Origin of the sequence: Rathayibacter sp. AY1F4 (assembly GCF_002931775.1) — a bacterium.
In the GTDB taxonomy this organism is placed as follows: domain Bacteria; phylum Actinomycetota; class Actinomycetes; order Actinomycetales; family Microbacteriaceae; genus Rathayibacter.
Genome location: NZ_PSVE01000019.1, coordinates 1 through 26,014 on the forward strand (window position 1 = coordinate 1; position 26,014 = coordinate 26,014).

Sequence of the window (26,014 nt, forward strand, 5' to 3'; positions counted from 1 at the left end):
GGCGACGCTCGCGCCGACGAAGACGATCGTGTTGCCGGTGGCCTTCACGAATCCCGGGTCTCCCAGGACCTCCGCGCGCACCGCGGCAGCTCGGCGCCAAGCTCGGCGTCTGGGTCCTCCTGCTGATCGGCGCCGCCTTCGCGGGCCTGCCGATCATCTGGATGGCCGCCAGCTCGTTCAAGTCGAACACCGAGATCTTCGAGTACCCGCCGCGGCTGATCACCGACACGTTCTCGTTCGATGCGTACTCGGGCATCCTCGGCGACCCGACCAAGGTGCGCTTCTTCATCAACAGCTACGTCGTGGCGATCGCCGTGGTCGTGCTGACGCTCGTGGTCGCGATCCTCGCCTCCTACGCGTTCAGCCGCTACGAGTTCCGCTTCAAGCGCCCGATCAACGTGATCATCGTCAGCGTCCAGGCGGTCCCGCCGATCACGCTGCTGATCCCGTTCTTCGGCCTGATGGTGGTGCTGCGCCTCTACAACACCTACCAGGGCCTGATCCTCACCTACCTGGTCTTCACCCTGCCGTACGCGATCATCATGCTGACCGGCTACTTCAACACCCTCCCCCGGGACCTCGACGAGGCGGCGCGGATGGACGGGGCCGGCCCGATGACCGTGCTGTGGCGGATCCTGGTGCCCATCGCGATCCCGGGCATCGTCTCGGTCGGCGTCTACACGTTCATGATCGCGTGGAACGAGTACCTGTTCGCGCTGACCCTCACGCGCACCGACGACATGCGCACCGTCCCCATCGGCATCCAGCTGCTGATGGGCCAGAACTCCTACGAGTGGAACGAGATGATGGCGATGAGCATCCTCGGATGCATCCCCGTCCTCCTCCTCTTCCTCTTCTTCCAGCGGTACTTCATCGGCGGCATGACCGCCGGGGCCGTCAAGAGCTGAGGCGCGCGACCGCGCGCCCGGAACCACCACAGAGAAGGACGATCACAGAATGCTTGTATCCGGAAAAGACCTCCTGGACGTCGCGAACGCCAACGGCTTCGCGGTCCCGGCCTTCAACGTCAGCGACTACGCGATGATGAACGGGCTGTTCGAGATCAGCGAGGAGAAGCAGTCCCCGCTCCTGATCGCCATCCACCCCGACGAGCTGAGCCACACCGGCGTCGACATCCTGCACGCGATCATCGCCCGCGCCCACCGCTCGAGCGTCCCCGTCACCATCCACCTCGACCACGGCGCGACCTACGAGCAGGTGCTGCTGGCGATCAAGTCCGGCTTCACCTCCGTGATGATCGACGGCTCGATGCTCCCCTACGACGAGAACGTCGCCGTCACCAAGCGCGTCGTCGACACCGCCCACGCGGTCGGCGTCTCGGTCGAGGGCGAGCTCGGCACGATCGGGAAGACCGACGACGAGGCCGAGGACGGAGCGGCGAGCATCATCTACACGGAGCCCGACGAGGCCGTCGACTTCGTCTCGTCGACCGGCGTGGACAGCCTCGCGATCGCGATCGGCACGAGCCACGGCCTCTACCCCGCCTCGATGAAGCCGGCGCTCAAGCTCGACCTGCTCGCCGAGATCAAGAAGCGCGTAGCCGTCCCCCTCGTCCTCCACGGCGGCTCGAACAACCCCGACGCCGAGATCGCGGAATCGGTGAAGCGCGGAGTGAACAAGATCAACATCTCGAGCGACATCAAGGCGGCGTACCACAACCGCATGCGCGAGGTGCTGGCCGACCCGTCCGTCCGCGAGCCGAACACCATCCAGCCGCCGTCCATCGCGGCGATGAAGGAGACGGCCGCGCAGAAGATCGACCTGTTCGGCTCCGCCGGCAAGGCCTCGCTCTACTAGGCGCGGGAGACGTGGTGAACGCGAGGATCGTGCTCGGACTGGGCGGGACCGTCGACTACGAGATCGACTGGGACGACGCGGTCGTCCAGGCCCTCGTCGACGACTACCGGATCGCCCCGGACGAGCTCACGACGACGGCGCCGGTCGACACCGAGCGCGATCTCGTCGTCGCCCTCCTCGCGTTCCTCGCCGTCGGCGCGGGAGGGGAGAGATTCGCCTCCTCCTCCTGCGTCGTCGAGGAGTTCGCGCAGCGCTTCCCCCGCAGGATCACCCTCGGCGGGACGGGCGTCCGGGCCGGCTACGCACTCGCGGTGCACGGTCTCGTCGCGACCCAGCACCTGGTGAGCATCGACGACCACGTGCGCCGGCTGCTCCCCGTCGGCAACGACTACGTGCTCAGCGCGACGGCCGACAGCACCGACCCGCACCTGATCGTGCAGTTCCCCCGCGGCGCGCGGGTGCGGGTCGGCGATGCGGAGCTCGTCGCTCCGCACCCCAACCGGGTCATCGTCTCGAACGACCCGCCCAACCGCGAGCTGCTGCTGGCGGAGGAGCTCGGCACGGTCCTCGCGGACGCCCGCATCGTCCTCGTGTCCGGCTTCAACTCGATCCAGGACGAGGCGGTCCTCGACGACCGGCTCGCCACACTCCGCCGGCACCTCGACGCGCTGCCCCGCGGCGCGGTCGTGATCTACGAGGACGCGGGCTTCCACCTCCCCGAGCTCCAGGCACGAGCGCGGGCGGCACTGCTCGATCGGGTCGACGTCCTCAGCATGAACGAGGACGAGCTCCAGGCGATGCTCGGTCGGCCGATCGACCTGCTCGACACCGTCGCGGTCGTCACCGCGCTCCGCGACGCCGCCGCGCAGCTCCCGGGACCGGTGCTGATCGTGCACACCCGGCACTGGTCGGCGGCCGTCGGCGGCCGGGCGCATCGGTACCGGGGGGCTCTGCGGGGCGCCGTCACGATGGCCAGTGCCCGCTACCTCCTCGGGGACGGCTTCACCGCCGCCGACTACGACCGCGTCGGCGGACTCCCTCCCCAGCCCGGCTCGCAAGCGGTGTGCGCAGCGGTGGAGTCGACGCTCGAGGCCTGCTGCGTCCCCGGGCTCGTCCTCGAGACGGACCGGCCGACGACGATCGGCCTCGGCGACACCTTCGCCGGCGGCTTCGTCTCGGCCCTCGCGCGCGGCGAGTCCTGACGGCAGGCGAGGCCGGGCTCCGAGCCTCCGCAGGAACGCCGACGGCCCCGGACCCCGCTGCTGCGGGACCGGGGCCGAGGGCGTCGTCCGGGGAGGACTCAGCGGCGCTTGGACTGCGCGCGTCGCTCCTCGCGGTTGGCGGGGGCGTCCGAGCCGCCCGGCTTCTGGCCGAAGGCGCCGGTCGTCGGAGTCTCCTCCGCCTCGCCCTCGGGGAGCGCCCTGCGGGCCTCCTCGGCGCGGGCCTTCGCGGTGGCCGCCTGCTGCACCTGTCCGCGCTGGTCGCGGACCTCGACGCCGCCGGTGTCGCTCGGGGCCGAGTAGCTGAGCTTCTCGGCCGGAGCGACCGGCTGAGCGAGGCCCTTGGCCGCGACTCCGGCGACCTCGCCCTGCTTCTGGGTCACCTCGACCTCGAGGTTGAAGAGGAAGCCGACGGTCTCCTCGCGGATCTGCCCCATCATCTGCTGGAACAGGGCGAAGCCCTCGCGCTGGTACTCGACCAGCGGATCACGCTGGGCCATCGCGCGCAGGCCGATGCCGTCCTTGAGGTAGTCCATCTCGTAGAGGTGGTCGCGCCAGCGGCGGTCGATCACCGAGAGCACGACGCGGCGCTCGAGCTCGCGCATGGCGGGAGAGCCCAGCTGCTCCTCGCGGTGCTGGTAGGCGAGCTGCGCGTCCGAGAGGATCTCGCGGCGCATGAACTCCTTGTTGATGCGGCCGCGGCTGCCCGCCTCCTGCACCACCTCGTCGATGGTGAGGCTGATCGGGTACAGCGTCTTCAGCTCGGTCCAGAGGGCGTCGAAGTCCCAGTCGTCGCCGTTGCCGTCGCCGGTGTGCACCTCGAGGATCTCGTCGATCACGTCGACGAGGAACTTCTGGGTGCGCTCGTGCAGGTCGTCGCCCTCGAGGATGTGGCGGCGGTCCGAGTAGATCGCCTCGCGCTGGCGGTTGAGGACGTCGTCGTACTTGAGGACGTTCTTGCGGATCTCGGCGTTGCGGGCCTCGACCTGCGACTGGGCGCTGCGGATGGCGCGCGAGACGACCTTCGACTCGATGGCGATGTCGTCCGGGACGTTGCCCCGGCCCATGAGCGCCTCGGCGGCGCCGGAGTTGAACAGGCGCATGAGGTCGTCGGTGAGCGAGAGGTAGAAGCGGCTCTCCCCCGGGTCGCCCTGGCGGCCCGAGCGTCCGCGGAGCTGGTTGTCGATGCGGCGCGACTCGTGGCGCTCGGTGCCGAGCACGTAGAGGCCGCCGGCGGCCTGGACCTTCTCGGCCTCCTCGCCCACCTTCTCCTTGACGGCGGCGAAGACCTCGTCCCACGCGGCCTCGTACTCCTCCGGGGTCTCGGAGGGGTTCAGGCCCTTGGCCGTCATCTCGGAGACCGCGAGGAACTCGGCGTTGCCGCCGAGCATGATGTCGGTGCCTCGACCGGCCATGTTGGTCGCGACGGTGACGGCGCCGAGGCGGCCGGCCTGGGCGACGATGGCCGCCTCCCGCGCGTGGTTCTTGGCGTTCAGGACCTCGTGGCGCACGCCCTTCTTGGCGAGCAGGCGCGAGAGGTACTCGCTCTTCTCGACGCTGGTCGTGCCGACGAGGACCGGCTGCCCGGCCGCGTGGCGCTCCGCGATGTCCTCGACGACCTGGGCGAACTTGACCTGCTCGTTCTTGTAGACGAGGTCGGCGTTGTCGATCCGCTGCATCTTGCGGTTCGTCGGGATCGGTACGACGCCGAGCTTGTAGGTCGACATGAACTCGGCGGCCTCGGTCTCGGCCGTTCCGGTCATGCCGGAGAGCTTCGCGTAGAGGCGGAAGTAGTTCTGGAGCGTGACGGTCGCCAGGGTCTGGTTCTCGGCCTTGACCTGCACGCCCTCCTTCGCCTCGATGGCCTGGTGGATGCCCTCGTTGTAGCGGCGTCCGGCCAGGATGCGCCCGGTGTGCTCGTCGACGATCAGGACCTCGCCGTTCAGCACGACATAGTCCTTGTCCTTCTTGAACAGCGCGCGCGCCTTGATGGCGTTGTTGAGGAACGAGATCAGCGGGGTGTTCGCCGACTCGTAGAGGTTGTCGATGCCGAGGTAGTCCTCGACCTTCTCGATGCCGGGCTCGAGGACGCCGACGGTGCGCTTCTTCTCGTCGACCTCGAAGTCCTCCCCCTCGTCGAGGCGCTTGGCGAGGTTGGCGAACTCCGCGAACCAGCGGTTCGCCTCGCCCGAGGCCGGCCCGGAGATGATCAGCGGGGTGCGGGCCTCGTCGATGAGGATCGAGTCGACCTCGTCGACGATGGCGTAGAAGTGGCCGCGCTGGACCATGTCCTGCGCCTGCCACGCCATGTTGTCGCGGAGGTAGTCGAAGCCGAACTCGTTGTTCGTGCCGTAGGTGATGTCGGCCGAGTACTGCTCGCGGCGCTGCTCCGGGGTCTGGCCCGAGAGGATCACTCCGGTCGTCATGCCGAGGGCGCGGAACACGCGCCCCATCAGCTCGGACTGGTACGACGCGAGGAAGTCGTTGACCGTGACGATGTGCACGCCGCGGCTGGCGATCGCGTTGAGGTAGGCCGGGAGGGTCGCGACGAGCGTCTTGCCCTCTCCGGTCTTCATCTCGGCGATGTTGCCCAGGTGCAGGGCGGCACCGCCCATGAGCTGCACGTCGAAGTGGCGGAGGCCGAGCGTCCGGCGCGAGGCCTCGCGGACGGCGGCGAACGCCTCCGGCAGCAGGTCGTCGAGGGACTCGCCGTTCGAGTAGCGCTCGCGCAGCTCGACGGTCTCGTTCTTCAGCTCCTCGTCGCTGAGGTGCGTGAAGTCCTCTTCGAGGGCGTTGACGGCCTTCGCGTAGTTCTCGAGGCGGCGGATGACCCGCCCCTCCCCGACGCGAAGGACCTTTTCGAGGACAGAGGCCACGGGGTACTCCAAAAAAGTAGAAGACAGGAGTCGCGCGCCGGAGCGCGGACCGCGACCAGCCTAGCCGGGGCGGGCGGCGAGCGGTCGGGGCGACGCGTCCGCCCTGGGCGGACTCCCTGCCTGGGCACGGGGAGGGCCCCGGAGCGGATGCTCCGGGGCCCGGGGTCGGATCTCAGCCGGCGGCCTGCTCGGCGAGCTCGTCGGCCTCGTCGCCGAGGCCGATCACGCCGTAGTCCCAGCCCTTGCGGCGGTAGACCACGCTCGGGCGGTTCGTGTCGGAGTCGATGAAGAGGTAGAAGTCGTGTCCGACCAGCTCCATGTAGTCGACGGCGTCGTCGACGGTCATCGAGACGGAGGCGAAGACCTTCTTGCGGATGACGACGGGGCAGTACGGCTCCTCGACCTCGTCCTCGACCGGCTCCGGCGCCACCTGCACGGGGATGACGCCTGTGCTCAGCTGCTCCAGCACCGCCGCGTCGGCCGGCTGGATGGCGACGACGCTGAAGTCGTCGGCGGCCGCGTCGCGGAGCGAGGTCGGCCGATGCTGGCCCCGATGGACCTTCTTCCGGTCCTTGGCGCGTCTCACCCGTTCGAGCAGCCGGCCGATGGCGACGTCGAACGCCGCGTACTTGTCGGCTCCGCTCGCCTCGGCCCGGACCACGGGCCCCTTGCCGATCAGCGTCAGCTCCACGCGGTCGCCGCCGGCCGAGCCCTTGCCCTCGGCGTGCCTGCTCGCCTTGATCTCGAGTGCGAGAGCACGATCGGCGAGGTGCGCCACCTTGTCCGACTTCTCCGTCGCGTACGCGCGGAAGCGATCGGTGATGTCGATGTTGCGTCCTGTGATGTCGATGTCCATGACAACCTCCCAGTCGAGTACGGCGTGCCGCCTTTCTCCGGGGCGGACCGTTCACGCCGTGCCCCCACCGTAGACCCCGGCCACCGGATCGTCACCGGGAGTTCGTCCGGATTCTGCTGCTACGTTCCCTCCTCGTTGCGCGGTGCCGACCAGGGCCGCCGCGGCCCGGACCGTCCCGCCGGCCGCACGCACGGCGCGCCGGAGCTCGAGCAGGGTCGCGCCGGAGGTGACCACGTCGTCGACGAGGACCACCGGCGGCCACGACGAGAGCGGACGGCGGGCGCGGAACGCCCCGTCGAGGTTGCCGCGCCGCTCGACGCGGCCGAGCCCGACCTGGTCGCGGACCATCCGCGACCGCCGGAGAGGACGCGCCGCCCGCCCTCCCGCCGCGGCGACCAGCTGCGCGACGGGATCGGCACCCCGCCGCACGCGGCCGAGCCAGGAGCCGGGCGGGACGACCAGGATCGCGGGGCTGCCGGCGAGCGCCGCGCCGAGAGCGGGACGCAGCAGCGCGCCGAGCGGGGCGAGGCTGGCCGTGCGGCCCTCCTCCTTCAGCGCGACGACGAGGCGGCGCACCGTGCCCTCGTACGGGGCACCGGTGACGACGAGGAGCGGATCGTCCGGCGGTCCCACGACGCGGGTCAGCAGGCAGGCCGAGGCGGCCGCGTCGGCCGAGCAGTCCGGACAGGGCGCCCGGCTCGTCGGCTCTCCGCAGGCGGGGCACTCCAGCGGGAGGAGGACGGCGAGGGCGTCGAGCAGGTGATCGGAGAGCATGCCTTCCACGCTCGCCGTCCGGGCCTCGGCGCGGAGGGCTGATACGTCGGATCGGGACGATCCGCCCGCCCGACGCGCCTGGGGAGGAGCATCCGGAGCGCTCCGTCGTCGACAGGGCTCGTCGCCGCCGACAGGACCGGTCAGGACCCCATGCCGGTCTGCGTCGCGAGCAGCCGGATGTCCGTCGCGGTCGTCTGCCAGGCCGAGCCCCGCTGCTGCCGGAGCTCCCCGCCCTCGGCGAGGATGCGGACCTGGGTCGAGGTGTTGCCCGCGGCGATCTGGACCGTGCCCGTTGTCGTGCCGAGCGCCGTGGCGCCTCCGCCGAGCAGGTTCATCGTGACGGCGTCCTCCCCCGTCGAGCCGCGCACGACCGACACCACGTCGAGCTCGTCCGTCCAGGCCGCGGCGACCGCGGTCCCCAGGGTCGAGCGGAGGACGACCGGCTCGCCGACCGCCACCGGGTCGCCGTCCCGTGAGCGGGTGATGCCGGCCACCAGCACCGTCGCCTGCTGCCCGTCCTGGGCGAGCGCCAGCATCCGGGTGCCGTCGCGCGACACGGCGATCGAGGCGAGCGACTCGACCTCGCTCCAGGCCGTCGCGACCTGCATCGAGCGCGAGCCGTCCGCGGAGTACGCCACCAGCTGCCCGGGCGAGGCCGACGGCACGGACCACACGTACCCGAGCGGATCGATCGTCGGCGCGACGAGGCCCGACCGCGCGTCGAGGAGGACGTCGGCGCCGTCGGGCTCCACGAGGCTCACACCCGCGGCGGTGAGCACGGCGGCCGATGCGTCCGAGTCGGCCCCGCGCTGCTCGCCGAGGACCGCGGCCCGCGGCTGCAGCGCCTCGATCCGATCCGAGATCCCGAGGCCGGCCAGCCCGGAGGAGCCGAGGAATCCGAAAGCATCGTCGGTCAGCACGAGCGGCCGGGTGTCGACGCGGGGCGAGGTCGGCAGCCCGGTGACCTCGGAGGGGACGTCGATCGGGTTCTGCTCGACGGAGAGCGCGACTCCGGTGACGTTCGAGACGTTCGCGAGGCTCCGGTTCAGCTGCAGGGCCATCAGCCGCCACTGCGCCGGATCGGCCTCGAGAGCGGCCGGGTTCAGGTCCACCACGGCGCGCTGCGACTCGACCGGGACGGTCTCGGCCGCCAGGGTCGTGCCGGTCGGGAAGGCCGACACGACGGCGGCGGAGTCCCGCAGCCACGGCGTGGGGCCGCGCAGCAGCTCGGTGACGATCGTGGTGCTGGTGGAGCTGTCGGCGCGCGAGGCGAACCAGCGCAGGTCCGGCACCAGGTACTGGTATCCGGGGTCGAAGAAGTAGAGCGCGTGCGTCGAGAAGACCTGCTCGAAGGTGGTGCGATCGATCACCACGCCGCTCGGCGGCGCGCTGATGCGCCACTCGCCGTTCTCCTGGACGAAGCCGTAGTCGAGGGTCAGGCCGGCCGTGGTGGCGACGTCGGTGTAGACGCCGGTCGCGTCGACCTCGGCGACGGGCGTGATCGTCAGCGAGAGCGTGGATCCCGACTGCGGCGAGGCGGAGCGCTGGCCCTCGTCGACCGTCACGTGCTCGCCCGGCGTCCAGTCGGCTCCGGTGGAGAGGAACTCGCGGGCGATCTTGTAGTTGTTCTGCGGGCTCGACGCGGCGTCGATGAAGCCGGTCAGGATGTCGCGCTGCGACGCACCGACGGCGGGTCCCGACGGGAGGAAGTCGTACTGGAGGTCCTGCGGCGCGGTGTCTGGCCGTCCGACTCCGACGTCGCCGTCCCGCGGGATGCCGGCGCACCCGGCCAGCCCGAGCGCGAGCAGCGCGGCGGCCGCGGCGGCGCGGACGACGCCGCGCCTCACGGGAGCACCCCCGCGGCCCTGACCGGAGGAGCCTGCAGCGGCGGGAGGACGATCGGGCCGCTGTAGGCCTGCTCGCCCGCGTCGACCGGGGGAAGCGGGAGCGGCGAGGCCTCGATCCGCTCGCCGCGGTGCCGGGGCACGGTCAGGCGGAAGCAGGCGCCGCGGTCGGGCACGGACCAGACCTGCAGCCAGCCGTGGTGCAGTGCGGTGTCCTCCTGCGCGATGGAGAGGCCGAGGCCGGTGCCGCCGAGCGTGCGGCGGCGGGACGGATCGGCGCGCCAGAAGCGGTCGAAGACGCGCACCACCTCCTCGCTGCTCATGCCGTGCCCGTAGTCGCGCACGGCGAGGGCGACCGCGCTGGCGTTGCTGTCGACGGTGACGACGACCTCGCGGCCGTCGCCGTGCTCGATCGCGTTGCCCAGCAGGTTGCGGACGATCCGGCGGATGCGGCGCGGATCGAGGTCGGCGTCGAAGTAGCCGCCCGGGGCGGAGAGAGTGAGCCGGGAGCCGTTCGCCTCCGCGATCCCCCGCATCGCCTCGATCTCGTCGCCGGCCAGCTTCACCAGGTTGACCGGCTCGAGCTCGAGCTCGGCCGATCCCGCGTCGTGGCGGGAGATCTCGAGCAGGTCGGCGAGGAGGCTCTCGAAGCGGTCGATCTGGCTGTGCAGCAGCTCGACCGTGCGCTCGGCGACCGGGGCGAAGTCCTCGCGCTGGTCGTAGAGCACGTCCCCGGCCAGCTTCATCGTCGTCAGCGGCGTCCGGAGCTCGTGCGAGACGTCCGAGACGAAGCGCTGCTGGACCTGGCTGAGCGTCGCGAGCTCGCTGATCCGGTCCTGCAGACTGTCGGCCATGCCGTTGAAGGACCGGGCGAGGGTCGCGATCACGTCCTGGCCCCGCTCGGGGATCCGCACGTCGAAGTCGCCGGCGGCGAGGCGCTGGCTCGTCTCGGCCGCGACCCGGACCGGGGCGACGACGATCCGCACGACGACCCAGCTGACCGCTCCGATCAGCAGGATGAGCAGGATCCCCGCCACGTTGAGCACCTGCTGCACGAACTGGAGCGTCCGCTCCGCGTCCGCGAGGGAGTAGCCGATGTACAGCTCGTAGCGCCCGGCCGAGCTCGGCAGCTCGAGGGTCGAGCCGACGAGGATGCCGGGCTGCTGCTGACCGGAGGCGTCGAGCGTCACCGACTGCCAGTACTGCCCGTCGGAGCCCGCCTGCACCCGCTCGCGCAGCGCGTCGCTGATCACGCCGTTCTGCAGCTCGCGGTTGTAGATGTCCTGGGGCGCCAGCGAGGACGCCTCCTGGTCGGGCGAGCGCACGACGGCGATCAGCGCGGAGGAGGAGGCGTCCCGGACGGCGGTGCGCACCGAGCTCATCACCTCCTCCATGTCCTGGCGGGTGGAGACGGTGGCGGCGTCGAGGTATCCCTGCGCGGCCCGGGTCGCGCGCGACGTGTCGCCCGTGACCTGCGTCAGCCGCGACTGGAACAGGTTGTCGCTGATGCTGTACGAGAGGTAGACGCCGGTCGAGCCGATGGCGATGCCGCTGAGCAGGACCGTGATCGCGACCGCGCGGAACTGCAGCGACGTGCGCCACACCCCGAGCACGCGGCGGGGCCACCGGCGCACGTCGGGAGCGGCGAGGCGGGGCACGGTCAGCCCGGGAGGACGGCGCCGGCGCGGTAGCCGACGCCGCGCACGGTCATCACGATGCGGGGGTCGTCCGGGTCCTTCTCGACCTTGGCGCGCAGGCGCTGGACGTGCACGTTCACGAGGCGGGTGTCGGCCTTGTAGTGGTAGCCCCAGACCTGCTCGAGCAGCATCTCGCGGGTGAAGACCTGCTGGGGCTTGGAGGCGAGGGCGAGGAGGAGGTCGAACTCGAGCGGGGTCAGGCCGATGCGCGTCTCGCCGCGGCGGACCTCGTGGCCGGCGACGTCGAGGCTCAGGTCACCGACCTGCAGCACCGCGTTCGCGGCGGCGGTGGCGGGACGCAGGCGCGTCCTGATCCGCGCGACGAGCTCCTTGGGGTCGAACGGCTTGACCATGTAGTCGTCGGCGCCGGACTCGAGGCCCTGCACGACGTCGGAGGTGTCGGACTTGGCCGTCAGCATGATGACGGGGACGCCGGACTCGGCGCGGATCGCGCGGCACACCTCGATCCCGTCGATCCCGGGCAGCATCAGGTCGAGCAGGACCAGGTCCGGCCGGGCCCGCCGGAAGGCCTCGAGGGCGCCGGAGCCGTCCGCGCAGAAGGAGACGTCGTACCCGTCGGCGCGCAGGACGATGCCGATCATCTCGGCCAGGGCGGCGTCGTCGTCGACCACCAGAATGCGCGCGCTCATCGGTCTGCTCTTCCTCGTCTCGGGTCGCGCCCGCCCACGGCGCGCACGGTGACCCGACCCAGGCTAACCGACGCACCTCCCCGCGGGCGGGGAGCGGGCTCGGCGGCCGAAGGGGTCCGCTCGGGGGAGGACCCCGCCCGCACGCCTGTGACAGCATGGAGGGGATGACCGACGCAGCTCAGTGGCCCCCGCCCGCAGGGCGTCCGGACGACGCGGCCGTCCCGGCGCAGGACGGCGACCGTCGCAGGCCGCTGCCCGCTCCCGTCGCCCCGGCCTGGTCGCCCGCGCCGCCGAGCTCAGGTCCCGTACCACCCGCTCCCGCCGGGGGCTCCTGGTCGCCCGCCGGCGCCGGCCCCTGGTCGCCCGGACGCCCAGCGCCCGGCTGGACTCCCCCGCCCAAGCCCGGTCTCGTGCCGCTGCGCCCGCTCGGCTTCGGCACCCTGCTCGGCGCCCCGTTCCAGGTCCTCCGCCGCAGCCCCCGCACGACCCTGGGCGTCGCCCTGCTGGTGCAGGGCCTCGGGTCGGTGCTCGCCCTGGCGGTCTACGGCCTGATCGCGGTGCTCGCCGTCGGGCGCATCGCGCAGGCGGAGTCCGCCGACCGCGACGCCGTCGGCGCGGGCTCCCTCGCGGTCGTGGTCCTGGCCGCCCTCATCCCCCTCGCCGTCTCGCTCGCCAGCGGTGCCCTCGTGCAGGGCGTGGTCGTGCTCGAGGTCACCCGCGGCGTCCTCGGCGAGCGGGCGACCTTCCGACAGCTGCTCGCCCGGCTGCGGGGCCGCTTCTGGGCGCTGATCGGCTGGACGGTCCTGCTGGGCGTCGGCTACCTCCTCCTGGTGCTCCTCGCCGTGGCGCTCGCCGTGCCGCTGTTCGTCATCGGAGCGATGGACGGGACGTCGAGCGCGATCGTCGGCGGGATCCTGGTGCTCGTCGGCTCCGGCCTGGTCGCCCTCGCGCTGGGGGTCTGGCTGTCGACGAAGCTCGCCCTGGTTCCGAGCCTGATCGTCGTCGAGCGGCTGCCGCTGCGCCGTGCGGTGGCGCGCTCCTGGCGGCTGGTGGCGGGCGGCTTCTGGCGCACCTTCGGCGCGCTCGCGCTGATGACCGTGATCATCCAGGTCGCCGGCCAGATCGTGGCCACGCCGTTCAGCCTGCTCATCCCGATCGCCGGCGCCCTGATCGCCCCGACCGACCCTGACGCGCAGCTCGTCACCTCGCTCGTGGTGACGATCGCCTCCGTCGCCGTGGGCTTCGTGATCGGCGCCGTCGGCACCGTGCTCCAGTCGGCCGTGACGGGCCTCGTCTACCTCGACCGACGGATGCGCCGCGAGGGCTTCGACCTGGTGCTGATGCGCCACGTCGAGGAGCGCGCGGCGGGCCGCCCCTCCCCCGATCCCTTCCCCGTGCCGGAGCGCCCGTGATCCTCGCCGCGGCCCCTCTCGAGCCCGACGCGGAGCAGGCGCGCCGACTCCTCCTCGAGGAGCTCGCCGACCCGCGCTACCGGGCGGCCGAGCCGACCCTCTTCGACCGGGTGGTGCAGGCGGTGCGCGACTGGTTCGCCTCCCTCACGCTGCAGGGCGACGGCCCGCCGGTGCCGATCGCCGCCGTGATCGGCGTGCTCGTGCTGGTGGCGCTCGTGGTGGCCGCGCTCGTCATCGCCGGACGGCCCCGCGCCGGTCGCCGCAGCACCGTCACGGGAGCGGTGCTCGCCGACGACGACACCCGCTCGGCCGCGATCCTCCGCTCGCTCGCCGAGGCCGCGGCCGCCCGCGGGGATTGGGACGAAGCGCTCGTCGAGCGCTTCCGCGCCCTGGTGCGCTCCCTCGACGAGCGGACCGTCCTGCGGGTCTCGCCCGGCACGACCGCGCTCGGCCTGGCGTCGCGCGCCTCCGCGGCCTTCCCCTCCTCCGCCGCCGCGCTGCGCCGCACGGCCGACGACTTCGACCGCGTGCGCTACCTCGGGCAGCCCTGCGGCCCGGCCGAGTACGAGAGGGTCGCGGCTCTGGACCGCGAGCTCGGCGCGGCCTCGCCGGTCCTGGACGCCCTGGCGGCGCCCCGGTGAGCGCCGACACGGTCTCCAGCCCGACCCTCGGCGCACTGCTGCGCCGCGGACGGGTGTGGGTGCTCCTCCTCGTGATCGTCGCGGTCGGCACTCTGCTGCTCACCGTCGCGACCGGGACCCGGGTGGCCGCCCCGGACCTCGACGTCGACAGCGCGACCCCGGACGGCGCCCGCGCGCTCGCCCAGGTGCTGCGCGATCAGGGCGTCGAGGTCGTCCGCGCCGACGACCTGGACTCCGCTCTCGCCGCCTCCTCCCCCGAGGCGACACTGCTCGTCGACGACCCGGACGTGGCCCTCGACGAGGCCCAGTACCGCCGGCTCGCCCGCGCCTCGGCCTCGCTCGTCCTGGTGACCCCGGGAGGAGCCGCGCTCGACGCCCTGCTGCCGGATGTCCGCTTCGCCGGCTCCCCGGCCGGCGACGGCCCCTTCCGCGCCGAGTGCCCGCTCCCGGCGGCCGAGCGCGCCGGGACGCTCCCCGCCGGAGGGAGCACGTACCGGATCCTCGACGACGGCGACGCCGTCGGCTGCTTCCCCTCGGGCGACGACGGCTTCCTGCTCGTGAGCACCGTGTTCCCGCAGGGCGCCGAGGTCACCGCGATCGGCGACGCCGACCTCCTCCGCAACGGCACCGTCGGCCAGGACGGCCGCGCCGCTCTCGCGCTCGGACTGCTCGGCGGTGAGGACCGGCTGGTCTGGTACCGCGCCGGAGCCGCCGACTCGGCGAGCACCACCCCTGCACCCGCCGACCTCGCGCCCGGCTGGGTGACCCCGGCTCTCCTGCTGCTGGTGGCCGTGTTCGTCGCCTCCGCCGTCTGGCGCGGCCGCCGGCTCGGCCCGCTCGCGGTCGAGCCGCTGCCGGTCGTCGTGCATGCGAGCGAGACGGCCCGCGGCCGCGCGCGGCTCTACGCGCGCGGAGCCCTGCGGCCCCGCGCCCTCGACGCACTGCGCATCGGCACCCTCCGGCGGACGGCCGCGCTCCTGGGACTCGCTCCGGCGACCGGGGTCGACGAGATCGTCGCCGTCGCCGCCGAGCGCCTCGGCCGCGATCAGGCCGCGCTGCGCCGTCTGCTCGTCGACGACCTGCCGGGCGACGACGCCGCCCTCGTCGCCGCCTCCGACGACCTCCTCCGCTTCGAGAGCGCGCTTCGCGCCGCCCTCTCCCCGACGACCGCCCGACGACCGGAAGGCCCCTCCCGATGAGCGACACCACCCCCTCCGCCCGCGACGGAGCGCCGGTCTCCGACGACGACCTGCGCGCCGAGCTCGACCGGGTCCGCTCCGAGGTCGGCCGCGCGGTCGTCGGCCAGGACGGCGCCGTCTCCGGGCTCCTGATCGCCCTGCTCGCGGGCGGGCACGTCCTGCTCGAGGGCGTCCCCGGAGTCGCGAAGACGCTCCTCGTGCGCGCCCTGTCCGTCTCGCTCGGCCTCGACACCCGCCGGGTGCAGTTCACGCCGGACCTGATGCCCGGCGACATCACCGGCTCCCTCGTCTACGACGCCTCCACCTCCGGCTTCGCCTTCCGGGAGGGCCCGGTCTTCACGAACCTCCTGCTCGCGGACGAGATCAACCGCACGCCGCCGAAGACCCAGGCCGCGCTCCTCGAGGCGATGGAGGAGCGCCAGGTCAGCGTCGACGGGCGCACCCTGCCTCTGCCGGACCCGTTCCTCGTCGCCGCCACCCAGAACCCGGTGGAGTACGAGGGGACCTACGTGCTCCCGGAGGCCCAGCTGGACCGGTTCCTGCTCAAGCTCGTGCTCGACATCCCGCCGCGCGACGTCGAGGTGGAGGTGCTCTCGCGCCACGCCGCGGGCTTCGACCCGCGCGATCTCGACGCCGCGGGCGTGCGACCCGTGCTCGACGCCGCCCGTCTGCGCGCCGCCCAGGCCTCGGCCCGGCGCGTCGGAGCCGGCCCCGACGTCCTCGGCTACATCGTCGACCTCGCCCGCGCCACCCGCGAGAGCCCGAGCGTCAAGCTCGGCACCAGCCCCCGCGGCTCGACCGCCCTGCTCGCGGCGTCCCGCGCCTGGGCCTGGCTCAACGGCTACGGCTCGATCACCCCCGACCACGTGCAGGCGATGGTCCTGCCCGTGCTGCGCCACCGCATCCAGCTGGAGCCGGAGGCGGAGCTCGAGGGCGTCCGCACCGAGGCCGTCCTGGGCGGGATCCTGCAGCAGGTCCGCGTCCCGGTCTGAGCCGTGCACCTCACCGGACGCAGCGTCCTCGTCCTCCTCGTCGGCCTGCTGCCGGTCGTCCTCCTGGGCGGCCGCCTCGAGGTCGCCTTCGCCGTGCTCGGCCTCTGGCTCCTGGCCTGGGCGGTCCTCGTCGGGATCGACGTCGCGGTCGCGGGCTCGCCCCGGGCCGTCGTGCTCGAGCGGCGGGTGCCGGACCGGGTGCGGCTCGGCGAGCGGGCCGAGGCGACCCTCCTGGTCACGAGCACCGGCCGCAGGAGGATCACGGGGGTCCTCCGCGACGCCTGGGAACCCTCGGCCGGCGCCCTCGAGACCCGGTCGTCCCTGCGTCTGCCGCCGGGCGAGCGCCGCGCGGTGACCACGGTCCTGGAGCCGCTCCGCCGCGGCGAGCGCCGGGCACTCCACGTCACCATCCGCTCCCGCGGGCCGCTCGGGCTGGCCGGCCGCCAGGCGACGCGGGCCGCGCCGGCCGTCGTCCGGGTGCTGCCCGCCTTCCGCTCCCGCCGCCACCTGCCCTCGCGCCTGGCGCGGCTGCGCGAGCTGGAGGGGCGGACCAGCGTGATGATCCGCGGCCAGGGGACCGAGTTCGACAGCCTGCGCGAGTACGTCCGCGGCGACGACGTCCGCTCGCTCGACTGGCGGGCGACCGCGCGGCGCCGGGAGCCGGTCGTCCGCACCTGGCGCCCGGAGCGCGACCGGCGCGTGATCGTCGTGCTCGACACGGGCCGCACGTCCGCCGCCCGGATCGAGGACGAGCCGCGCCTGGACACGGCGATCGAGGCGTCACTCCTCCTGGCGGCCCTCGCGGCCTCGGCCGGCGACCGGGTCGACGTCCTCGCGTTCGACCGCACCCGGCGAGCCCGCGTGCACGGCGCCACCGGCACGGAGGTGCTGACCCGCGTCGTGGACGCCCTCGCCCCCGTGCAGCCCCAGCTCATCGAGACCGACTGGGCGGCGGTCCCCGCGCAGGTGCGCACCCTGGCCTCCCAGCGCTCGCTGGTGGTCCTCCTCACCGCGCTCGACTCGGTCGGCTCGGCGGAGGGGCTCCTCGCGGTGCTCCCGCAGCTCACCCGCGTGCACACGGTCGTGGTCGCCTGCGCGCTCGACCCCGAGCTGCAGCGGATGGCGGAGGACCGGAGCGACCGGGCCGCGGTCTACTCCGCCGCCGCCGCGGAGCGCTCGCTCGCGGACGTCGACCGGCTCTCGGCCGCCGTCCGCCGTCTCGGCGGGGACGTCGTGCTCGGCAGCCCCTCCGCGCTCCCGCCGGCGCTCGCGGACCGCTACCTCGCGCTCAAGGCGGCCGGACGGCTCTGACCTGCGAGAGGGGGCGTCGTCGGTCCCGGGAGCGCTGATCGACGGCCCCGCTCCGACGGCTGCGCTCGTCCGGCGCGGCTCAGCCGGCCGCGATGCTCCGCGACCCGGCCTCGAACCGGTCGAGGTCGCCCGTCTCCCCCGCCCGCACCGCGCGCCCGCCGACGACGATCATGTAGAAGAGGAACGCGCCGAGGGCGAGCGCCCCGATCCCGATCTTGAGCCACCAGGGCCAGGGCGCCGGAGTGACGAACCCCTCGATCACGCCCGAGACGAGCAGCACGAAGACCAGGCCGATCGCCACCGTGAACAGGCTCCGCGCGTCCTCGGCGAGCGCCTGGCCGCGGGTGCGCGCGCCGGGAGCGATCCAGGCCCAGAAGATCCGCAGGCCCGCGGCCGCGGCGACGAACACGGCCGTCAGCTCGAGCTGGCCGTGCGGCGCGATGTAGAGGAAGAACGTGTCGCCCTCCCCCACGTGGAACATCACCGCGATCGACGTGCCGAGGTTCTGCGCGTTCTGCAGCAGGATGTACGGCACGTAGACGCCGACGATCCCGAAGGCCACGCACTGCGCCGCGATCCACGCGTTGTTGGTCCAGACCTGCCCGGCGAACGAGGCGGCGGGGTTCTCGGAGTAGTAGTCGATGAAGTCGCCCCGGGCGAAGCGCCGCAGCTCCTCGTCGTCGCCCAGCGCGGCGAGCAGGCGCGGGTCGCCCAGGATCCAGAGCGCGTAGAGCGTCGCCACCACCGCGGTCGCGAGGGCGACGGCGAGCGTCAGCCAGCGCAGCCGGTGCAGAGCGGCCGGGAGCGAGAGGACGACGAAGCGGGAGACCGCGGCGAGCGGCTCGTCTCGCGTGCCGGTCAAGCGTCCCCGAGCCCGCGAGAGGGAGACGGCGAGCCGCGTGCCGACGGCCGTCGATCCGGCGGTGGAGGAGATCGTGGCGAGGTCGGCCGAGGCCGCCTGGTAGCGCTCGATCAGCTCGTCCGCCTCGGCTCCGGTCAGGCGGCGCCTGCGCGAGAGCTCGTCGAGGCGGGTCCACTGCGCAGCGCGCGCGGCCGAGAGAGCGTCGATGTCCATCTCCTGACAGGATAGCCAGGCACGCCGCCGAGGCCGAGCATCCGGGAGGAGCACCGTGGAGGAGCAGCGCACCGAGTTCGACGACGCCGACCTGGTCACCGGCGAGGCGATCGCGCTCGAGGTGCCCGTCACCTCCTTCGTGCTCCGTGCGGTCGGCGCGATCATCGACCTGATCGCGGAGCTCCTGCTCGCGCTGGGCCTGTTCCTCCTGGTCTCCTCCCTCTCCGGGGACGGCGGCCTGGACCCCGCTGCCTCGGCCGCCGTGGCGATCGCGGCCCTCGTCATCGCCGTGGTGATCGTGCCGGTCACCGTCGAGACCGCCAGTCGCGGGCGCTCGCTCGGGAAGCTCACCGTCGGCGCTCGCGTCGTCCGCGACGACGGCGGTTCCATCGGTTTCCGGCACGCCCTCGTGCGCGGCCTCACCGGCGTCCTCGAGATCCTGATGACCTTCGGCGGGCTCGCCGCGGTCGTCGGCCTCCTCTCGCGCCGATCGCGCCGTCTCGGCGACGTCCTCGCCGGCACGCACAGCCAGCTCGAGCGCGTCCCCCGCGCGGAGCCGCTGGTCGTCGAGATCCCGGAGCCGCTGCGGGGCTGGGCCGTCACGGCGGACACCGCGCGCCTCCCCGACGCACTGGCGCGCCGACTGGCGCAGTTCCTCCGTCAGCGCCACGGCATGACGGAGCCCTCGCGCTCGCAGCTCGCCGCCGCGCTGGCCGACGAGACCGCGGTCCACGTCTCCCCGCTGCCCGCCGCGCCCGCGGAGGACTTCCTCCTCGCCGTGGCGGCCCTCCGCCGGGCGCGGGAGGAGCGCGCCCTTCTCCTGTCCGACCAGCGCCTCGAGCGGCTGGCCCCCGTGCTCTCGAGCACACCGCGCGGCTTCCCCGAGCGGTCCTGACGCGCGCGGCAGCGGCCTAGGCGGGTCCCGCGCCGTAGCGGACGGTCTCCCAGCCGCGCGGGACGAGGAGCCGCCGGTCGTGCTCGACGCAGAGGTCGTAGCCGTGCGGATCCGGCGCAGGACTCAGCGGCCCGACCGCCACCAGCGAGTCGCGGTAGTCGTAGGTCAGCGTGACGACGGCCTGCGCGCGGCAGCCCGTCCGCGAGCAGTGCCGTCCGGTCATCGCCGCCCACAGTAGCAATAGGCTGGAGCCATGCCCCGTGCTCGTCGTTCCGCCGCTCGCCCGACGAGCGGGTCGCGCGGAGGCTCCCGCGACCGGCACGGCCGCGGCGCACGAGGGCCGATCACCGGTCCGCACCTCCCCCTGCTGCAGACCCGCTCCGACTTCTTCGAGGCGACGATCGGCTCGGCCTTCGACTACCTGCGCGGCACCTGGCCGGAGGAGCTCGCCGGCATCCGCGTCGACGTCGCGGCGACTCCCGACGTCGACCCCGACCGGCTGCAGGGCACGGGCATCGCGCGATGGCGCGTCGACCACGCCGCGCGCCGCATCACGCTCTACCGCGTGCCGATCGAGCGCCTGGCGAAGCTGCACCGCCGCGACGAGTGGCACCAGCGCATGCTGATCGAGAGCTACGTGTTCCGCGCCGTCGCGGAGCTGCTCGGCCGCGACCCGTGGGACATCTCCCCGGACCGCTACCGGCACCCCTGAGGCGTCGGCAGCTCTGAGGCGCCGGCAGCGCCGAGGCGCCGCCGCCCCGCGTCTCAGTGCGAGTAGACCGTGATCGGCGAGGAGAGCGGTCCCGGCGGGACGATCGTGTACGAGGCGATCCGCCCGTCGCGCGCGATCGAGACCGAGGCCTGCACCGGCTGGGTGCTGCTGACGACCGCGCCGTCGCCGTCCAGCGGGGTCGCGAGAGCCGCGAACGGGCCGAGCTCGAGCGTGCGGGTGCCGCCCGGGGCCTCGATCTCGACCGAGGCGGTCGAGTCGCTGCCGTTGACCAGGTGCAGTCGCGCGTCGCCCTCGCGCGTGCCGGCGACGCCGAAGGGCGTCGTGGTCGCGGTGCCGGAGGCGAACCAGGCGAAGTCCGTGCCGGCCGAGCCGGTCGAGGTCGTCCGCCCCGCCGCGACAATCGGCTGATCGGCCCGCAGGACGATGCGGTAGGAGCCGTCCGCCAGGCCCGTGAGCGGGACCTCGCCGACGAGGCCGGCGGGGACGACGACCTGGGTGGAGGCGCCCGACCCGCTCGGGTCCTCGTTGGTGACCTCGACCGAGACCGTGCTGTCGGCGTCGCCGGGGGTGAGGATGCGCAGCACGGGGCTGCCCGCGCCGCCGCTGCCGTCGTCGCTCGCGGTCTCGGCCGGAGGCGACGTGACGGTGAAGCCGGCGATCACGGCGAGCGTGTCCGGGCCGGCGGAGGGGCCGGTGGTCTCGACGCCCTCCGGGGTGAGCCCGGAGATGGCGCTGCTCTGCATGCTCGCGGCGACCTCGCCGCCCCGGGCGGTCACGTGCACGACGGGCTGGACGACCCCGGGGGCGAGCCCCGCGAGCGGGAGCGCGCGGACCGCTCCGGCCGGAACGACGATGCCCGTGGCGCCGGTGGCCTGGACGGTGCCGGTCTCGGAGAAGAGCGTGAGGTCGACGGTGGAGGCGACCTCGCTCGGGTTCGCCAGGATCAGCACGGAGGTGCGCCCGACGTCGGTCGAGCCGGCCACGAGCCAGCTGTCGGCCGAGGGCTCGGCGCAGGCGCGGGCGGACAGTCCGGAGAGGGTGTCCGTGCCGATGGCCTGGACGGTGGCTCCACCGGGAGCGGGGTCGGCGCCCGCGGGCACGCTCAGACCCGTGATGCCGGTGCCCGGTGCGGCGACGTCGTCCTCGTCGAGGACCGTGGGGTCCGAGGTGGAGCCCTCGGGCCGGACCGCGGTCGCCGCGCCGTCGAGGGCGCGCAGCTGCTCCGGCTCGCCGGCGTCGATCAGATCGCCGCCGCAGACCAGCGAGCTGTCGGCCGCGACGGGCGTCACGACGACGCCCTCCGCGGCGCTCGAGACCAGGGGGGACGGGAGGAGCTGGGGCACGACCACGGCGGCCGCGGCGATCACGACTCCGGCCGCGCCCACCGCACCGCGCAGGGCCGTCCGGCGCCGACGGGCGGCCGAGGGTGCGCGATCGGGCGTCGAGGCCGCGGCGCGATCGGCGCGGCGCTCCGCGCGGGAGCGGCGGGCGGAGGACTCGGGCATCTGCTTCTCCTGGTCGGCGGGGTCAGACATCGTCGTTCCCGTCGTCGAACTGGCCGGTGGCCTCGCCCGGCTCGTCGTCGATCCCGGCGACCGCGCCGCTGGAGCGGCCCCGCTCGAGGGAGAGCCCGGTGGGCACCGCCAGCAGGAGGGCGACGACGAAGACGAGGAGGAGGGCGATCGTGTAGGCGATCCCGAAGGGTCCGACCACGCCGGACGGAGCGGCCTCGGTGCGGGTCCCCTCCGTGTCGACGGCCGTCCAGAGGAGCCCGTAGCGGGTGTCGCCGACGGCCGAGAACGCCGCGTTGCCGTCGAGGGAGACGGCCGCCCGCGCGCGCACGGCGGCGGCCGCGTCGCCGACCTGGGTGCCGGCCGGCTCGGTCAGCACGACGAAGCGCACGCCGAGGCTCTCGAGCGCGGAGGGGACGTCGTAGCCCGTCCGCGAGACGAGGTTGCCCGCCAGCTCGTCGATCGCGTCCGTGCTCTCGGCGCCGGTGTTCGCGAGGGTCGACTGCTGGTCGAGGGTCGCGCCCGCTCCGCGCTCCAGTCGGGCGAGGATGCCGCCGTCGGCCTGCGGGACGAGCACGATCGTGCCCACCCGCGGGTCGTTCCGGGCCTCGGCCGCCACGTAGGCGGGGAGCGAGCGGTCCGACGTGGTCGACACCGACGTGCCGGCGCCGGTCGGGAAGGCCACCGCGAGCGGACCGACCAGTGCTGCCGCCGCGGCCGTGACGACGAGCGCCGGCACCACGCGCACCGAGCGCACGGCGGCGAGCGAGAGCGACGCGCCGATAACCAGGCCGAGCCAGTAGAGGCTGAGACCGGTGCCGCTCCAGACGGAGACCGCCTCGGAGCCGGTGGTCGCGACCTGCACGCCCTGGGCGAGCGAGGCGGTCACGAGACCCGCCGCCGCGACGCCGACGCCGCCGAGGGCCGAGAGGTTGTTCGGGAGGAGGAGGGCGGCCAGCGCCGCGACGATCAGCGGCACGACGAGCACGGCCGTGACCAGCGGGGCGGCGGAGGCGCCGATCCCCAGACCGCCGAGGAACGCGAGCCATCCGTCGGGCAGACCGGCCGGGAACCCGGCGAGCAGCGCGACGAGGTCCGACTGCGCGGAGGGCAGCGGGACGCCCGGATCCGCGAGGACGCCGAGCCAGTCGCCCCGCGGTGCGCGGGCGACCACCAGCGGGAAGAGCAGGACGGCCGCGGGGATCGGCAGGCCGAGGAAGCGGCCGATCCGCCGCCCCGAGGTGGCGACGACGACGAGCCAGATCACCAGGAGCGGCACGGCCAGCACCGGCGCGCACGCGACGACGGCCGCAGCCAGGATCGAGGCGCTCGCGGAGGCGGACCAGGAGCGATACGCGCCGAACCCGGCGAAGAAGAGCCAGGGAAGCAGCACGTGCACCAGCAGCGGGGCGGGGCGCCCGTCGGCCTGCGCGGCGAAGAAGGCGGGAGCGAGGATGTAGACGAGGGCTCCGGCGGCGCGGGCGGTCGCGCGCGGGGTGAGCCGCGCGATCATCAGCCAGGCGCCGAGGGCGGCAGCGGGGAGCGCGACGAGATAGAGCAGCACCATCGAGTAGCTGGGCGACCAGAAGGTCAGCGAGCCGAGCACGGCGAGGACGGCGGCGAACGGGTCCGCCGCGCCAATGAATCCCGAGCCGAGGTCGCGCCAGCCGTAGGCCGCGTTGCGCCACAGCTCGCCGACGGTCGGCGAGAGCGTCAGCAGACCGCCGCCGCTGAGCGCGGGAGCAGCGAGGAGCGGCGTGTAGACCACCAGGCCGGCGAGCGCGGCGACGAGGACGACCCACACTCCCCCGCCCTGGAAGAAGTGCAGCGGATGGCGATCCCGCCCGGCCTGCACGCGCACCGCGTCGTGGCGCACCGAGCGCAGCTGCCGCACCACGTCCAGCGGGATGCGCAGCGGCGCGACGGCCTTCCAGCCCACGTTCTTCGACGAGCGGAGAACGGTGCGGGCCCGCAGCACCTTCGTCCCCCCGAAGGCGACGACGAGGGCCGCCAGCAGCTCCCCTCCGACCAGCCCGGGCTGCTTGCGCAGCAGGCGCACGACCGCGCGGCCGATCGCCAGCGGGACGAGCGAGAGCCAGTGCAGGAGGAGGAGCGCGACGGGCGCGTAGGCGAGCCGGCGGTGCAGCTGCGCGGTGCGGTGCTGACGCGCCCGGCGCCGTTCGCCGCTGTCGATGCGGCGGCCGTCGGGGCGCTGCAGCCCGATGCGGGCGGTGGTGACGCGGGCGTCCGGCACGCGGCTGACCCGGTGCCCGGCGAGCCGGGTGCGGATCGAGAAGTCGAGCGCGTCGTCGACGACCGGCAAGCCGGGGTCGAAGCCGCCGAGCTCCTCCCAGAGGGAGTGGCGCACGAGCATGCCGCCGGCGGCGACGGCCAGGACGTCGGGCGTGGAGTCGTGCTGCCCCTGGTCGAGCTCGTCCTCGACCAGGTGGACGGTCGTGCCGTGCTTGGTGATCGACTCGCCGTAGCTGCGGATGTAGCCGGAGCGCGTCCAGTCCATGATCTTGGGGCCGGCGACCGCGACGGAGGGGGCGACCTCGACGGCTCCCAGCAGCGCCGCGAGGGCGCCGGGCTCGGGGGCGGAGTCCTGCGCGAGCAGCCACAGCCACTCGTCCTCTCCGGCCGGCGGCTGCATCACGCGGACAGCGCGGGCCACGGCCTGGCCGAAGGGGAGGTGCTCGGCGACCTGCACGAGCTGCGTCGGACCCCAGGACGCGAGGAGCTCGTCGGTCGTGTCCTTCGAGCCTCCGTCGACGAACACCGTCGCGTCGGGCTGACGGGTCTGCGCCCGCAGGGCCGCGAGGGTTCGTTCCAGATAGGCCGCGCCGTTGCGCGCGACGAGGACGGCGGTGACTCGTGGATACATCGCGGACCACCCTAAGCGATGCCGCCGCGCCGCCCGCCTGCGGCTCGCCGCCCCGTCGGTCGGGTCGCGGCGAGGAGGGGACTAGGCCCGGCGGCGCAGCTTCCGGCGCTCGCGCTCGGAGAGGCCGCCCCAGATGCCGAAGCGCTCGTCGTTCTCGAGCGCGTACTCGAGGCACTGGGCCCGGACCTCGCACGAGGTGCAGATCTTCTTGGCGTCGCGGGTCGAGCCGCCCTTCTCGGGGAAGAAGGCCTCGGGATCGGTCTGCGCGCACAGCGAGTCGACCTGCCAGGAGAGCGCGCCCCCCGGCGCCTCGGTCGCGGTGTCGATCCCGGGTCGGACCCCGGGCACGCCCAGACGGACCGGATCGACGAACCAGTCCTCGGGGACTCCGGAGTGCTGTTCCGGAAGCGTCATGCCGTCTCCTACCCCGCCTGCGAACCGATGATCGGCGGCCGCTCCTCCCGGAGCCGCTGCCTAGGTAATTACAGCGGTGTCATTCGCTCAGGTCAAGTCGCGGACCATAAACCCTCAACCCGCCGTGGAGGGTTCACGACACACCGGCGTGTCGCGAACGTGAGATCCGATCAGGCGGTCGCGGCGCTCCGTGCGCGCCAGGCGCTCTCCACCATCTCGGCGACCGTGTGCCGCATCTCCCAGCCCAGGTCGCGGGCCGCTGTCGCGCCGGAGGCGACGATGCGGGGCGGATCGCCCGGCCGCCGTGGGGCGACCTCGGGCGTGAAGGCGATGCCGGTGCTGTCGGCGATCGCGCGCATGATCTCGCCGACGGAGGCCCCGGATCCGCTGCCCAGGTTGTAGACCGGGTCGATCGGCTCGCCGGCGGCCAGGCGGCGCGCCGCGGCGACGTGCGCGAGCGCCAGATCGGCGACGTGGATGTAGTCGCGGACGCAGGTGCCGTCCGGCGTCGGGTAGTCGTCGCCGTTGATCCGGGGCGTGCGGCCGTCCAGCAGCGCCTCGAAGACGAGGGGGAAGAGGTTGTGGGGGCTGGTGTCGTAGACGTCCGGGTAGCCGGACCCGACGACGTTGAAGTAGCGCAGGGAGGCGTGCCGGACGCCGTGCGCCCGCCCCGCGTCCGCGAGCAGCCACTCGCCGATCAGCTTCGACTCGCCGTAGGGCGATTCCGGGCTCTTGGGGGTGTCCTCGGTGACGATCTCGACGTCGACTGCGCCGTAGACGGCAGCGCTCGAGGAGAAGACGATCGAGGAGACCCCGGCGCGCTCCATCGCCGCCAGCACGCGCATGGTGCCGGTGACGTTCTGCTCGTAGGTGTGCAGGGGGCGCTGCACCGAGACTCCGGCGTACTTGAACCCGGCGACGTGGACGACGCCCTCGATGTCGTGCTCGGCGAGCACGCGGTCGAGCAGGGCCTCGTCGAGGATCGAGCCCTGGTGGAACGGGACGCCCTCGGGCACGAACGACGCGTGCCCCGAGGAGAGGTCGTCGAGGACGACGGGGTCGATGCCCTGCTCCGAGAACGCGCGCACCACGTGCGCTCCGATGTACCCGGCTCCCCCGGTGACCAGCCATGCCATGTGGATCCTCCTCGGTCCGGGCCCGCGACTCCGCGCACCGGAAGACACCCTAGCGGCGGGGATCGGCGGCGCGGAT

22 protein-coding genes are annotated in these 26,014 nt (G+C 73.5%); 10 read left to right on the forward strand and 12 right to left on the reverse strand.

Annotation, left to right across the window (positions count from 1 at the left end):
- Positions 1 to 161 precede the first annotated feature (161 nt).
- The 3 genes from C5C59_RS12285 to C5C59_RS12295 are packed head-to-tail and all read left to right on the forward strand — an operon-like array spanning position 162 to position 3,020.
- Positions 162 to 908, forward strand: coding sequence for a carbohydrate ABC transporter permease (locus C5C59_RS12285; protein ID WP_258062758.1), 747 nt, complete (start codon positions 162 to 164; stop codon positions 906 to 908).
- A gap of 49 nt (positions 909 to 957) precedes the next feature.
- Positions 958 to 1,818 (forward strand): ketose-bisphosphate aldolase, encoded by an 861-nt coding sequence (locus C5C59_RS12290; protein ID WP_104238058.1) that lies wholly within the window; start codon positions 958 to 960, stop codon positions 1,816 to 1,818.
- Between the two features lie 11 nt (positions 1,819 to 1,829).
- Complete coding sequence (locus tag C5C59_RS12295) at positions 1,830 to 3,020, forward strand: ADP-dependent glucokinase/phosphofructokinase (RefSeq protein WP_244229463.1); 1,191 nt, start codon at positions 1,830 to 1,832, stop codon at positions 3,018 to 3,020.
- A 98-nt stretch (positions 3,021 to 3,118) separates the two neighbouring features.
- On the opposite strand, the gene secA is transcribed toward C5C59_RS12295, so the two are convergent.
- The 6 genes from secA to mtrA form a co-directional block, all read right to left on the reverse strand.
- Complete coding sequence (gene secA / locus C5C59_RS12300) at positions 3,119 to 5,914, reverse strand: preprotein translocase subunit SecA (protein WP_104238057.1); 2,796 nt, start codon at positions 5,912 to 5,914, stop codon at positions 3,119 to 3,121.
- A 172-nt stretch (positions 5,915 to 6,086) separates the two neighbouring features.
- Complete coding sequence (hpf, locus tag C5C59_RS12305) at positions 6,087 to 6,770, reverse strand: ribosome hibernation-promoting factor, HPF/YfiA family (protein WP_104238056.1); 684 nt, start codon at positions 6,768 to 6,770, stop codon at positions 6,087 to 6,089.
- 51 nt (positions 6,771 to 6,821) lie between these two features.
- Positions 6,822 to 7,544, reverse strand: a complete 723-nt coding sequence (locus C5C59_RS12310) for a ComF family protein (protein ID WP_104238055.1) — start codon at positions 7,542 to 7,544, stop codon at positions 6,822 to 6,824.
- Positions 7,545 to 7,684: 140 nt separating this feature from the next.
- A complete protein-coding gene (locus C5C59_RS17045) occupies positions 7,685 to 9,391 on the reverse strand; it encodes an LpqB family beta-propeller domain-containing protein (RefSeq protein WP_146082814.1) in 1,707 nt (568 codons plus the stop codon).
- Positions 9,388 to 11,046, reverse strand: a complete 1,659-nt coding sequence (gene mtrB, locus C5C59_RS12325; RefSeq protein ID WP_258062759.1) for an MtrAB system histidine kinase MtrB — start codon at positions 11,044 to 11,046, stop codon at positions 9,388 to 9,390. The genes C5C59_RS17045 and mtrB overlap by 4 nt, the downstream gene beginning before the upstream one ends.
- A gap of 2 nt (positions 11,047 to 11,048) precedes the next feature.
- A complete protein-coding gene (mtrA, locus tag C5C59_RS12330) occupies positions 11,049 to 11,735 on the reverse strand; it encodes an MtrAB system response regulator MtrA (RefSeq protein WP_104224133.1) in 687 nt (228 codons plus the stop codon).
- A 164-nt stretch (positions 11,736 to 11,899) separates the two neighbouring features.
- Between mtrA and C5C59_RS12335 the strand changes: the two genes are divergently transcribed.
- The 5 genes from C5C59_RS12335 to C5C59_RS12355 are packed head-to-tail and all read left to right on the forward strand — an operon-like array spanning position 11,900 to position 17,290.
- Positions 11,900 to 13,147, forward strand: coding sequence for a hypothetical protein (locus tag C5C59_RS12335; RefSeq protein WP_146082813.1), 1,248 nt, complete (start codon positions 11,900 to 11,902; stop codon positions 13,145 to 13,147).
- Complete coding sequence (locus C5C59_RS12340; protein WP_104238052.1) at positions 13,144 to 13,788, forward strand: DUF4129 domain-containing protein; 645 nt, start codon at positions 13,144 to 13,146, stop codon at positions 13,786 to 13,788. Before C5C59_RS12335 ends, C5C59_RS12340 begins: the two co-directional genes overlap by 4 nt.
- Positions 13,785 to 14,987, forward strand: coding sequence for a DUF4350 domain-containing protein (locus C5C59_RS12345; RefSeq protein WP_181134898.1), 1,203 nt, complete (start codon positions 13,785 to 13,787; stop codon positions 14,985 to 14,987). The genes C5C59_RS12340 and C5C59_RS12345 overlap by 4 nt, the downstream gene beginning before the upstream one ends.
- On the forward strand, positions 14,984 to 15,979 hold the full coding sequence (locus tag C5C59_RS12350; protein ID WP_104224137.1) for a MoxR family ATPase: 996 nt from the start codon (positions 14,984 to 14,986) through the stop codon (positions 15,977 to 15,979). Before C5C59_RS12345 ends, C5C59_RS12350 begins: the two co-directional genes overlap by 4 nt.
- Before the next feature lie 3 nt (positions 15,980 to 15,982).
- A complete protein-coding gene (locus tag C5C59_RS12355) occupies positions 15,983 to 17,290 on the forward strand; it encodes a DUF58 domain-containing protein (RefSeq protein WP_104238050.1) in 1,308 nt (435 codons plus the stop codon).
- Positions 17,291 to 17,369: 79 nt separating this feature from the next.
- On the opposite strand, the gene C5C59_RS12360 is transcribed toward C5C59_RS12355, so the two are convergent.
- Complete coding sequence (locus C5C59_RS12360; RefSeq protein WP_104232803.1) at positions 17,370 to 18,365, reverse strand: stage II sporulation protein M; 996 nt, start codon at positions 18,363 to 18,365, stop codon at positions 17,370 to 17,372.
- Positions 18,366 to 18,420: 55 nt separating this feature from the next.
- Here C5C59_RS12360 and C5C59_RS12365 point away from each other — a divergent pair, with 55 nt between their 5' ends.
- Complete coding sequence (locus C5C59_RS12365) at positions 18,421 to 19,260, forward strand: RDD family protein (protein WP_104238049.1); 840 nt, start codon at positions 18,421 to 18,423, stop codon at positions 19,258 to 19,260.
- Between the two features lie 16 nt (positions 19,261 to 19,276).
- On the opposite strand, the gene C5C59_RS12370 is transcribed toward C5C59_RS12365, so the two are convergent.
- A complete protein-coding gene (locus C5C59_RS12370; RefSeq protein ID WP_104238048.1) occupies positions 19,277 to 19,483 on the reverse strand; it encodes a DUF3499 family protein in 207 nt (68 codons plus the stop codon).
- A 30-nt stretch (positions 19,484 to 19,513) separates the two neighbouring features.
- Between C5C59_RS12370 and C5C59_RS12375 the strand changes: the two genes are divergently transcribed.
- Complete coding sequence (locus C5C59_RS12375) at positions 19,514 to 19,972, forward strand: metallopeptidase family protein (RefSeq protein ID WP_104224142.1); 459 nt, start codon at positions 19,514 to 19,516, stop codon at positions 19,970 to 19,972.
- A 53-nt stretch (positions 19,973 to 20,025) separates the two neighbouring features.
- On the opposite strand, the gene C5C59_RS12380 is transcribed toward C5C59_RS12375, so the two are convergent.
- The 4 genes from C5C59_RS12380 to galE all read right to left on the reverse strand — a co-directional run bounded on the left by C5C59_RS12380 (position 20,026) and on the right by galE (position 25,938).
- Complete coding sequence (locus tag C5C59_RS12380) at positions 20,026 to 21,528, reverse strand: DUF5719 family protein (protein WP_146082812.1); 1,503 nt, start codon at positions 21,526 to 21,528, stop codon at positions 20,026 to 20,028.
- A complete protein-coding gene (locus C5C59_RS12385; protein WP_104238046.1) occupies positions 21,521 to 24,388 on the reverse strand; it encodes a glycosyltransferase family 2 protein in 2,868 nt (955 codons plus the stop codon). Before C5C59_RS12385 ends, C5C59_RS12380 begins: the two co-directional genes overlap by 8 nt.
- Positions 24,389 to 24,469: 81 nt before the next feature.
- The gene (locus tag C5C59_RS12390; protein WP_104224145.1) at positions 24,470 to 24,802 is read right to left on the reverse strand and encodes a WhiB family transcriptional regulator; all 333 of its coding nucleotides are present in this window, start codon (positions 24,800 to 24,802) and stop codon (positions 24,470 to 24,472) included.
- Positions 24,803 to 24,972: 170 nt separating this feature from the next.
- Entirely contained in the window at positions 24,973 to 25,938 is a 966-nt protein-coding gene (gene galE, locus C5C59_RS12395; protein ID WP_104232806.1) for a UDP-glucose 4-epimerase GalE, read from the reverse strand.
- Positions 25,939 to 26,014 lie beyond the last annotated feature (76 nt).